Source organism: Flavobacterium sp. CLA17 (genome assembly GCF_013112255.2).
Taxonomy (GTDB): Bacteria; Bacteroidota; Bacteroidia; order Flavobacteriales; family Flavobacteriaceae; genus Flavobacterium; species Flavobacterium circumlabens.
This window is the reverse complement of the sequence record NZ_CP068294.1, coordinates 419,769-431,577: the sequence shown is the minus strand read 5'-3', so window position 1 is coordinate 431,577 and position 11,809 is coordinate 419,769. Positions and strand designations below refer to the sequence as shown.

At 36.7% G+C, this 11,809-nt stretch carries 3 protein-coding genes; all 3 read right to left on the bottom strand.

Annotated features, from left to right (window positions below):
• Nucleotides 1–198: 198 nt before the first annotated feature.
• The 3 genes from HAV12_RS01820 to HAV12_RS01810 all read right to left on the bottom strand — a co-directional run bounded on the left by HAV12_RS01820 (nucleotide 199) and on the right by HAV12_RS01810 (nucleotide 11,708).
• Nucleotides 199–4,065 (bottom strand): T9SS sorting signal type C domain-containing protein, encoded by a 3,867-nt coding sequence (locus tag HAV12_RS01820; RefSeq protein ID WP_240345220.1) that lies wholly within the window; start codon nucleotides 4,063–4,065, stop codon nucleotides 199–201.
• A 183-nt stretch (nucleotides 4,066–4,248) separates the two neighbouring features.
• Nucleotides 4,249–7,269, bottom strand: a complete 3,021-nt coding sequence (locus HAV12_RS01815) for a T9SS sorting signal type C domain-containing protein (protein ID WP_171568221.1) — start codon at nucleotides 7,267–7,269, stop codon at nucleotides 4,249–4,251.
• 197 nt (nucleotides 7,270–7,466) lie between these two features.
• Nucleotides 7,467–11,708 (bottom strand): Ig-like domain-containing protein, encoded by a 4,242-nt coding sequence (locus HAV12_RS01810; protein WP_171568220.1) that lies wholly within the window; start codon nucleotides 11,706–11,708, stop codon nucleotides 7,467–7,469.
• Nucleotides 11,709–11,809: the final 101 nt, after the last annotated feature.

The window sequence follows — 11,809 nt, the reverse complement described above, 5'->3', positions numbered from 1 at the left end:
AAAAGAACTTATTAGCCTTTAAAATAAGAGTTTGTCGACGAAATGCATTTTTGAAATGAGATGAATCTTTTGTCCTAAAAAACAGCAAAATATTCAATTTTGAATAGAAAAAGAAATATATTTTAACATTTAGACATACGTAAAAGTTGCTTTTTTTGTCTAAAATGATTTTTTTTCAAGAAGTAATACGATGCCTTATTAGTGCAGAACAATTTTTCGGGTTATTTTGTAATTATTTTCTAACATAATTTTTAACAGCAAAATCTGTTTCCCCAGTTGTAAATTTGGCAACTGAAACTCTGCTTCATTAATTGTTTTTTTATTATAAATCAACTTACCCGAAATATCAAAAACAGCAATTTCCTGAATTTTTTCTTTTGTCGATTGTACTTTTATTATTCTGTCTTTTACTGCGATCAAAACCGAATCGTCAGGTTTTCCAAAGCTTATATTTTTTAAACTCCTGTCGCTGTAGCGTATTATAAAACGTTCCTTAAAAGTACCTTTGGAAGTTTTAAATAAGTAGGGGCCATTTTTTAAATTATGGATTACTTTCAACGTTTTATCCTCGAGATAAACATTCAAATTTTCGAATAGTCCATCCATATGATCTGTTCTGATAGTAAAATCCCCATCAACAATTGTATGATACCCGATTGAAACAGAATCTGACATAATAAAAGGCGCACTAGAACCTTGAATGACAAGATTTCTATTTTCAATAATACTGAAAAAATCTACATATTCATTCCCATTAAGTGATTCAGCGTTATACTTATCATTATCTGCTGTCAAATCAGATGTTCCCTGAATATACCCAATCAAAATTTGTTTAAAAACGCCTTTTGTATTCTCAAGGTTCAGCCAAATACGATGTTTTTCCATTCCTGATTTTTCTGTGTTTTTAAGGTTTGTATATGCCTTAAAAAAAATCGAATTCCTGCCGATAATTCTCATACTATTATTGAACTCAACAGTTCCAGTATTTTTACTCAGCGCAAAAAAGGCCTGCCCGGAAGCAATTGTTCCGTCCGGTATTGTTTCATTTATGCCTGAAGATAATGCTGGTCTTGTCCCTACACCTCCCAGTAAGTTATAAACTGCATAGTCATCTGAAGAATATTCATAGTTCGTAATTGGAGTGTTATGTGTCCAGAAATAAAGAGCTCCTTTAATATTTTCACTGTTTTTATCTAAAAATAAATCTGCATTAATAGCCGATGGGTACGGATTTCCAATCAAATTAAAAGTATCCCCTTCTCCCCAATCTAACGTAATTTTTCCATTATTGGGAATCCCTTTAAAGAGGGCTTCGAATCTGGAAGCTACTGTTGTGGAGAAATCCTGAGGACCACGAATAATATATCCTTTTCCTAAAACCATACTGTTTGATGGATTTTCGATATACCAATTTTTGAGGAGATAATTATAGGAGAAAAATTTGTCGGCCAATGTATTTGGAGAAACATCAATTAACTTTTGATTTTCTACAGGAGAGGACCAATAGGTGTAATCAAATTTTAAAACAGGAGACGATTTTCTAATAACCTGGACAATTCCCTTATTTATGATTTCATCATCATCCTGATACAAACTGGCTGTATCATTTAAGATCAAAGTTCCTGAACCATTATAATCGAATTCAATTTTTAACGTATTTCCACTTAAAAGTGTGACCGTTTTTCCTTCATTAATTCTACAACTGCAGGTATTAGCCGTTGTTAAATTTGAATAGTCTTCTGTAAAAGTAACTTCTTTGCCTCCCGACGGAAAGCCATTAGACCAGGAAATACCATCCCAGAATGTCTTTTCCAGACAAATCTTTAAACGTGCAATTCTATGTTTGGGCAGTCCGGAAACAGAATTGAAATCTCCTCCAATCATCAGTTTATGATCGGATGTAAAAGTCATAGTGTGCAACTTATTATTTAAAGCAGCCTGAAAACTACTATCGTATTCTCCTGTCTTTAGTAACCTTATCATTCTTAAAGAGGATTTCGTTTTATAAGTTCCCGAAAAAGTCCCCCCTAACAAAATGCGATCATCAGGTTGTATGAGAATGGCTAAAACATCTCCTTTACTAAATCCTGATCCTGAATCAAATGTAGTGTCTAAATCTCCGTTTGGGTTCAATCTGAGAATCCGTTTTTGAGAAATACCGTTGTACATTAGGAAAGATCCCCCAACAATTATTTTCTGATCTGACTGCAAGGCTAATGCATATACATTTTTATCAAAACCGGCTCCTGTACTGAAACCGGAATCTATACTTCCGTTACTGTTCAGGCGTACTAAACCCGGAAATAGATGACTATTAAAAGAAGTAAATCGACCTCCAACCAAAATTTTTCCATCGGGCTGAATGATAATAACGTCAATAATCGCGTTAGCACCCAAACCAACATTAAAACTGACGTCAGGCAAACCATCTGGCAGCAATCTGACTATTCTATTAGCTGGTGCGTTATTATATAAACTGAAATTACCCCCCACAATAATCTTTTGATCCGGCTGAATCGCCATCGCATATACCTGATTATTGAATCCTGAACCTAAATTGAATGTTCCATCAACTGCTCCATCAGATAAAATGCGTGCAATTCTATTAGAACTCAATCCATTGTATTTTGTAAAATTTCCAGAAAAAACAATTTTACCATCCTCTTGCAAAACCGCTGTTTTTATAACATTATTGGCGCCCTGTTGCGCCAAATTAAAAGTATCATCCACTGTTCCGTTTTCCAGAAGCCTCGCAATTTTTGAATTTAATTTTCCATTGAATTTATTGAAATTCCCAAACACCATAGTCTGTTTATTTTCTAAAGCCAGAACTTTTAAAACAGAATTATTAAAACCAATTCCTGCTGATAAATAAGTTGTATCATATTCTCCATCAGCATTAATTCTAGCCAGTCTGCCCTGATTGAGACCATCGAAAACGGAGAACGATCCTCCGACATACCAAGATCCATCTGCATTATTTTCTAAAGCCAGAACGGAAGCAGAACCAGGCCCTGATTCTGTATAAAAATCACTTTTCAGAGTCCCGTCCGGATTTAAAAAAAACAGGCGGTTCACCTCACTATCATCATAGAAACCGTTAAATGATCCTCCAATCGCAATAGTACCTGAAGCATCAACTTTAATAATATGAACTGCGTCTTTATTCAAACCTGAGCCAGAAAAAAAGGTATTATCAAGGGTTCCGTCCTCATTTAACCGAATAATTCTTTTGGCTATAATTCCGTTATACGCTGTAAATTTTCCGCCTGCGATAATTTTGCCATCCGGCTGCACTGCTATTGCATTTACATCATCATTAAAAGCAGTTCCGATATTAAAACCCTGATCAACTCTCCCATCAGGATACAGGCGAACAATTCTGTTAGTTGCAATTCCATTAAAAGCAGTAAAATTTCCAGTCAGAAGAATTTTATCATCGTTTAAAATTTCAGCATTGGTAATGGTTAAGGGAGAACCAGTTCCTGTAGTAAAAGAATTATCTAATACCCCATTGGGTAAAAGGCGTGCAATTCTGTTTACGGTAACATTATTGTATTTGGTAAAACTGCCAACAATAAGAATTTTTCCATCCGTTTGCTGGCAGATTTTATATATGATTCCGTTTGTTGCTCCAATCGTTGTATTGAATGATAGATCCGGTGAGCCATCGCTATTTAAACGAATCAGCCTTCCTGAACTTGTGCCATTATAAGCTGTAAAACTTCCTCCAATGATAATTTTACCATCTAACTGAACATAAGAGCTGTAAACTTTTCCGTTTAAACCCTTTCCTGTGTTAAAACTTTCATCAATTGAACCATCGGCATTCAAACGGGTTAAATACGGCGATGGTATTCCGTTTAGATTTAAATAATCTCCGCCAACAATGAGCTTTTCATCCCATTGTAAAAATAAAGTTCTTACACTATTATCAAATCCATCACCGATTACTCCATCGTCAGCTGTATTAAAGGTTCGGTCTACTTTTCCTTGTTGTGCATATACTTCCGTTCTATTAAAGAAACTGATTACCATTGCTAAAAAGAATAATTTTTTAATCACAGTGAAATATGTTTAATTACTAATTATAAGATTTTACTGCAATTTAATATTCCTGCACAAATGTTGCAATACCAACTTCAGGGGATATTTGCCGTTATTTAAATGAGAAGAAAAAGCATAAAAAAACCCATTCGCCGCGGCGAATGGGTTTTTTTATTATGGAGTAAACAAAGTGTTTGGGTTCTATTGAAATATAACTTTCTTAGTTGTCGTATGATCATTGTCTAAAGTAACTTTTACCAGTAAGACCTGATTGGCAGACTGCAGATTTGTTATTTGCAATTCTGTTGCACCTACTTTCTTTTTGTTGTAAAGCAGTTTTCCGGAAATATCATAAACCGTAACTTCCTTAATGTTTTCTTTGGCAGAGTTCACCTTGATTGCTTTGTTTTTGATGCTGACCAAAATGTTGTTTTCCTTGTTTTCAAAATCACCTGTGCCTAATGTTTTATCGGTATAACGAAGTACCAGACGATCGTTAAAACTTCCGATTTTTGTGCTGAAGGTATATTTACCGTCTTTTAAATTATGAATTTTGCCTGCTGTTTTATCTTCGATGTAAACGGCCTGATTGCTTAAATCTCCTTCTGCATGCTGTATGGAGATGGTAAAATCACCCTCAACGGTACTGCGGTATCCTAAAGGAACGATATCGGTATCCGTAAAAGGAAGTGCACGTCCCTGAATGACATAATTCAGATCGTTGTTTACGCTGTAAAAATCAAGATACGGGTTGGCATCAAAAGTTTCTCCGTCGTATCTGTTGTCAATACCATTTGTGGCTCCTTCTACATACCCTACGAGCATTTGTTTAAAAGCGCCTCCCTCATTGGTGATATTAAGCCAGATGCGGCTTTTCGCGGCTTCTTTTGCCCCTTTTGCCGGCTTAAAAAACTGACCGTTATTAGCGCCTCCCTCTCTCATTATGTTGGTAAAGGCAATTGTTCCCACATCGTTGGTGCTGGCAAAAAAGGATTGCCCGGCAGCAATGTGACCCTGTGGAATAAAAGGATTATTTCCAGGGGCATCGTCACCACTCGGGGCCGCTTCGGTTGCAACTCCGCCTGTTAGATTAAAAACAGCATAGTCGTCTGAGGAATAATCCCTTACTGTTATGTTTAAAGGGGTATTGTGTGTCCAGAAATAAAAGGTTCCGTTTATGAAACTATTTGCCTTCAGGAATTCATTCGCACTCAAAGCCGATGGATATGGATTACCAATCAGGTAAAATTTATCTTTTTCGACTGTTTCTCCGGACAGATTACCATTGTTTGGAATTCCTTTAAAAGAAGCTGTAAAATCAGCTCTTACGGTATTGGAATAGGTTTGCGGACCACGGATGATGTAGCCTTTGCCTACGGTCATATTGGTGTTTGAACTGGTTATAACCCAGTTGTCCCCATTGTATCCCATATATTTGTCGGCTAAAGTGAACGGGGAAACATCAAATAATTTCTGTGGTGTTACCGGTGTAGACCAATATTCATAATCGGACAGGCGCATGGAACTTACACGTTTGTATATAATTTCTCCTGTATTGACTGCATTACTGTCCTGCATTAAACTTGAGTTGTTCTCAAAAGTCAGCGTGCCTCCGCTGGTAACGTTTAAGGCATTAGTAACTGTAAGAGTACGACCCACAGGAACTAAAAGATTAACTCCTGAATTAATAGTACAGGAGCAAGCTTCTAAATCTGATGTTATGGTATAAGCTCCGTTAAAAACAACATTTTTTGTAATGTCAGGATTTCCACCAGACCATACGCTGCCATTCCAGGTTGTTGCTGATTGGTCAGAAATGGGTACAGTTGTACTTGCCGGTGATTTACAGCCATAACTATTAGTTACTCTAAAAGTATAGGTCCCTACAGCAAGACCGGTAATTGTTTCCGTTGTTCCTGATCCGTTAGTTTTTACTGAACCCGGACTTCTTTCTATAATCCAATTTCCATCTGAAGGTAAATTAGTAAAAACAACACTGCCCAATGAGCTGCATGTAATATTTACTATTTTGTCAATAGTTGGAGGTGCCAGTAAAATAGTTTCAATTGGCAGAGATACATCTTCGACTGTATTTAATGACGGATCGGTACCTGTAACTTTTGGCATATTAACAATCCTGCCTGCAGCCACATCTGCATTTGTGATAACATAGGTTCCTGTTAGTGTAGCTTTTGCACCAACCGCTAAGCTTGCTATCGGATTTCCTGTTATTGTCATTCCGGACATTGGATCGGCAACCTGAATATTGGTTATGGGCACTTCTCCGTTATTAGTAACTTCGTAGGTATAATTTACAGTGTCGCCTAATTTACCACAAGGTATAATGGAAGATGTTGTAACCAATTTTAATTCTGCAATTTTTAATGATTTTGTATTAAAAGCAATGAAAGCACAATCTGAACTACCCGAAAAAGTAACCACAAAACGATCTACCTGCGAAGCATTAGCAGCTGTTATACCAAATGAACTTGTTTCAATACCTAACATTCGGATGTCTCTTGTCGCGGCTGGAGTAAAACCGTAGCTCCCATCCATTTTAAACAAATCCAGACTGTACGTTCCTACAGCGGGAACTGATATGAAAGACACCGATATTTCATTTCCTACTGTGTTTCCTGAGGCATCAATAAATTTAAATTTATCTGCCAGACTCGCACTGCCGGGTTCTGCAACCTGTGTTACAATCAGGTCGGGCGTATCATCATTCAATCCTGTAAGATTAAGGTTGTTTGTACCAATTTTGAATTCAGCAGTACCTGCTTTTATGTTAGCAATTCCTGTTCCCAGTGCTAAACCATTAGGGCCGTCGGTAAGTCTGGAGGCGAGCTCGGCACCAGTTGCTGTCGTTCGGATTAGTTTTGGAGTTAAGATGGCTCCGCTAGCAGATTCATCAATCATAGAACCTTGTAATATGTACATACTACCAGGATCTATCCCTATAGTTTGAATTTTTAAAGCTCTGAATTTCTGAGGACTAAAAGTTACAGTATTTGTAGTAAGAGTATTGTCACTAACTCCGGTTGAGTATGTTTTTCCATTTTGTGCCCATGTAAAGGCCAATAAATTATTTTCTCTGTCCGGTCGGTTTCCTACACCCGTTGTCGAATTGGATGTCCAGTACCCTTTCCAGTCGGTATGAATTCTTGTAATTGTATTTTGACTGACTGCGCTAAAAGAAATCAGAAAAAATAGTAGTCTCAAATTTTTTAAAAATAAAGAACGAATTAAAAGTAGTAGTGTTGGGGACATACGTTTTGGTTGGTTTTGATTTGTTTTTTGTTTAAAGTTTATAAGAGATATGTAAAAATTGTAGGCCTGTTATTTGTGATGAATCGTCAGTACGCTAAAAAATCCGACAACTTTCGCTGCCGGATTTATAGGTTCAATTAGTGATAAAATCAATTAAAAATTATTTTTTTAGATGCAACATGGTCGTTCTCTAAAATTACTTTTGTGAATAACACCTGATTTCCTGATTGTAAATTTGATATTTGCAATTCAGTTGCACCAACTTTCTTTTTGTTGTAAAGCAGTTTTCCTGAAATATCATAAACCGTAACTTCTTTGATGTTTTCTGTTGTCGAAGTTACTTTTATCACTTTGTTTTTTACGGATACAATCAGGTCCTTTTCAGTATTTTCAAAATCACCAGTTCCTAATGTTTTATTCGTATAACGCAGTATAAAACGATCTGTAAAATTTCCTTTCGTTGTGGTAAATGTATATTTTCCAGCTCGTAAATCTTGTATTTTTCCTGTTGTTTTATCTTCCAGGTAAATTGACTGACCAGCTAAATCACCATCTGCCTGTTCTATCGAAATTGTAAAATCGCCTTCAATAGTAGTTCGATATCCTAAAGGAACAATATCAGTGTCAACAAAAGGTACTGCACGACCCTGAATTACATAACTGTTTTCATTTTCATAGCTGAAAAAATCTATATAGTCATTACCGTCAAAGGTTAATCCATCAAATCTATTTTCAAAATCATTGGTTGCACCTTCCACATATCCTATCAGAGTTTGTTTAAAAGCACCGCCTTCATTGGTCATATTTAACCACACACGACTTTTTTCTGTCGTAGTAGTTTTTGATGTTTTTGCAGGTTTAAAGAATTGATTGTTAGCTCCTGCAGGTCGCATTAAGTTGTCAAACTTAACAATTCCATCTGCATTTGCACTGACAAAGAAGGACTCTCCTGCTGCTACTTTACCTGAAGGAATATTTTTGTTAGCTCCTGGTGCTGAAGAGGGAGCTGTAGCTGTTCCACCTGTCAGATTATAACTTGCATAATCATTTGAATTGTATTCGTATTTTGCCGTTGTACCGATCAAAGTATTATGTGTCCAGAAATAAAGGGTACCATTTATAAACGCATTTGCACTTAAAAATTTATCAGCATCCAATGCAGATGGATAAGGATTTCCAATCAAATAGTAATTATTTGCTTTAAGAGATTCCCCGGTAATAATTCCATTATTAGGAATCCCGATAAAATTCACGGTTTGAGCATACGTCGGTCCCGTCCAGTAATCTTTACCGTTTGGATATCCATACCCTGAGGTTGGAACACGAATAATGTATCCTTTTCCAGGCGTCATAACATTATTGCCACTTTCAATTACCCAATTCGTACCGCTATAGGACATGTATTTGTCTGCTAATGTATTTGGAGATACGGCATTTAATTTTCGGCCTGCTACCGCTGATGACCAGTAGGTATAATCATAATTCTTCATTGGATATGAAATACGTTCCATATCAAATGAATCTGCAGCTCCGGTATAAGTAGCATTATTATTTGTTTGTACCAAAGAACCGTTATTTTTTATCACAAGCTTACCATTTGTATTTACAATGATATTCTCGTTTACCGTAAGTGTTTTGTTTTCTGGTATCGTCAATGTTTTACCCGTTGCTATTGTACAAGTACAAACTTCTAAATCGTTAGATAAAGTTAAATCACTATTGACCGTAATAGAAGAGCCAGTCGCAGGAGCTACTGATCCGTCATAGGTAAAAGGAGTATCAATAAAGTTAATTGCGACATTAGCATTACCGCCATCTTCTCTTAAACGTACTTCTACTTTAGAAGTTTTATTTAAAGGATATGTTCCCGGAATCATTGAAGTAGTATTGGTATAACCGTTTTGTGTAAAAATTCTGGTCCCATCAATATAAACTTCAGCGATGTCATCACAATTTACCAATTGTAGCTGGTAGCGTCCGCAAGCAAATCCCTGACGTTTGTAAGTAATGGCAAACTGATCTACTGGCATTGGAGCACCTTGCCAGCCAGAGTAGGATGAGGGTGATAATGTAGCATTCCAATAGGTTTGTGTATTGATATTTACGCCAGTGGCAACATAAGTTCCGGCATAGCTATTCGCTACCAATGCAATGTCAGGTGAATTAAAACCGTATACATTCCATTTATTATCTCCGAAAGGGAAAGAAGTATCACCTTTTATTTCTCCGTATGAAAAGGATACTCTTGATGCTTCTCCATTTTCGTAATATTCTAAAACAAAATTATGAGCTCCTGCCGTAGCAAAAGTATACTGTGTAGAATAACTAGTATAGCTGTGGTCACTCCATGAATTTGAAGGATTAAACGGAACTAAAGTACCATCAATGTATAACCTTACACCGTCGTCTCCTCCGATAGTAAAATTGTATATACCCGCTGTTGTATTAGTCTGCATTAAATAACGAACGAGGAACTTGTCGCTTGGCGCAGTTCCACAAAATGCATTTGCTTCAACACTTGCATCTCCGGTAATTGCGGCAGTACCAACATTTCGGTCAAAGATTGGTTTTTCTGCTATTGAACCAACATATGTTGTAGTTGCCGGGGTATTTCCTGTGTAGGTATATACAAAACCTTTCCAGTAGTTGATACCGGCAGTTGGTGTGGCTACACAAAGTGGAGCTGTTCCGGTAACCGTTACTGTTGCTGATGAATAATTGGAGGCCGCATTTTTAAGCGTGTAGGTAAAAGTCGCTGTTCCTGTAAAGCCACTCGCAGGAGTAAAAGTTATATTGTTCAATCCATTAACGGTTACAGTTCCATTTGATGGTTGTGTTACAGTTATAACTTGTAAAGCACTGCTGCTTCCGATAACGTCATTATCTAAAATCGGAATTGTAACAGCCTGATTTGTTGGTGTAGAAACATAATCATTACTCGCTGTTAACGTGTTTGTGTCTTTTACAATTCCTTTGATATTTGCTGTTGCTCTAAAATGAAACTGATTGTTAGTATTGTACGCATACGCACGAATGTACAAGGTTTCTCCTGCTGACAAAGTATTTAAATCAGATGCAAATGATGGTTCAATTGTATTCCAGGTACTTGTTGTTGTTCCTGAAAACAGAACTCTTTCACTACCCGTAAAGGTGCTGCTTTTAGAATAAAGAATTTGCAGCTTCTGTCCTGAGCCCCCCTGACTTCTGTAGGTAAGAAGAAAAGTAGACAGATCAATTTTATGATTTGCATCTGCTTTAATTTTAAATTCTACATATCTGGCAAGATCATAGCTTCCGGCATTTTGACCCGGAGTTGGCCAGCCGCCTGATTGATAAAAAGGATTACTTGCATCTTCACTATTGTTGAAAGATACAGCCGGATTCGCTGCACTTGGAATATCGCTTCCTGTTATGTATGAAGTGTTAACGGTAGGCTTAAATCTGTTAGTGCTTGTTTTTGCATCCCAGATTACTAATCCATCAGCAGTTAAATTGGCAATTGTTACCTGAATATCAGCTGTTGAAGAAGGATCAGTCCCTTTTGTAATCGTGTATTTGAATGTTGATGTTCCCGTAAAGTTTTTAGCAGGATTAAATGTTATGGTTTTATCGGGATTTAGAATTGCCGTTCCTTCTGATGCCGCCGGAGGTGTAGAAATTGTGATTGAAGCTACACTGGAGCCCTGAACATCGTTGCTTAATGGCGAAATATTGAGCGCAATTTCTTTTTTAGTCGTTAAATAATCATTTATGGCTAAAATTTTAGAAGAATCAAAAGTAGAAACAGTTCCTTTTAAAATCGCCGGCAAATTACCCGCATTGATTCCTGTTCTGAAATGAAAATTATTATTGCTGTTGTATGCGTACAAACGAACGTAAACTACCTGTCCCGGTAAAACCGGATTTACTTCAGCTGAAAGAAGGGGATTTATAGTTGTCCAGGTTGTAGCAGTTACTGTTTCCGGAACCAAAACTTTTACCCCGGTTGTAAAAGCCGGATCTTTTGAATATTGTATTTGAAATTTTTGACTTGTACCACTCTGAACCCTGTAGGTAATATTAAAAGAGCTTAAGTCAATTTTATTACCTGCCTTTGGTGTAATTTTAAATTCAACATATTTTGATGGATCATAACTACCTGTAAACTCCAGTGTAGTAGGCCAGTTTCCCGTACTGAAATAAGGATTATTTACATCATCAGTATTATAATTTAAACTAACAGACCCATTAACAGTGAAATCCGGAGAAGTACTTGTTCCGGTATATAAAAGATTTGTGTCATAGACCGGAGTGTTTCTATTGCCGGAAGAAGCCGCGTTCCATTTTACTAAGTCGCTTTGTGCAAAAACAGCAAAGGGTAAAATTAAAAATAAAAGTAAAGTTTTCGTCATGTTAAATGTTTTCTATCAGGTTGTTATGCTAGCATAAAATTTGGCCCGCACAAAGATATATACAACTACGAGTTCATGACAAAACGGGTTTTAAGAAAGGG

Bases quoted from the DNA above. Each gene is read 5' to 3' on its own strand.
- HAV12_RS01810 (WP_171568220.1), bottom strand. From the start codon at position 11,708: ATGACGAAAACTTTACTTTTATTTTTAATTTTACCCTTTGCTGTTTTT.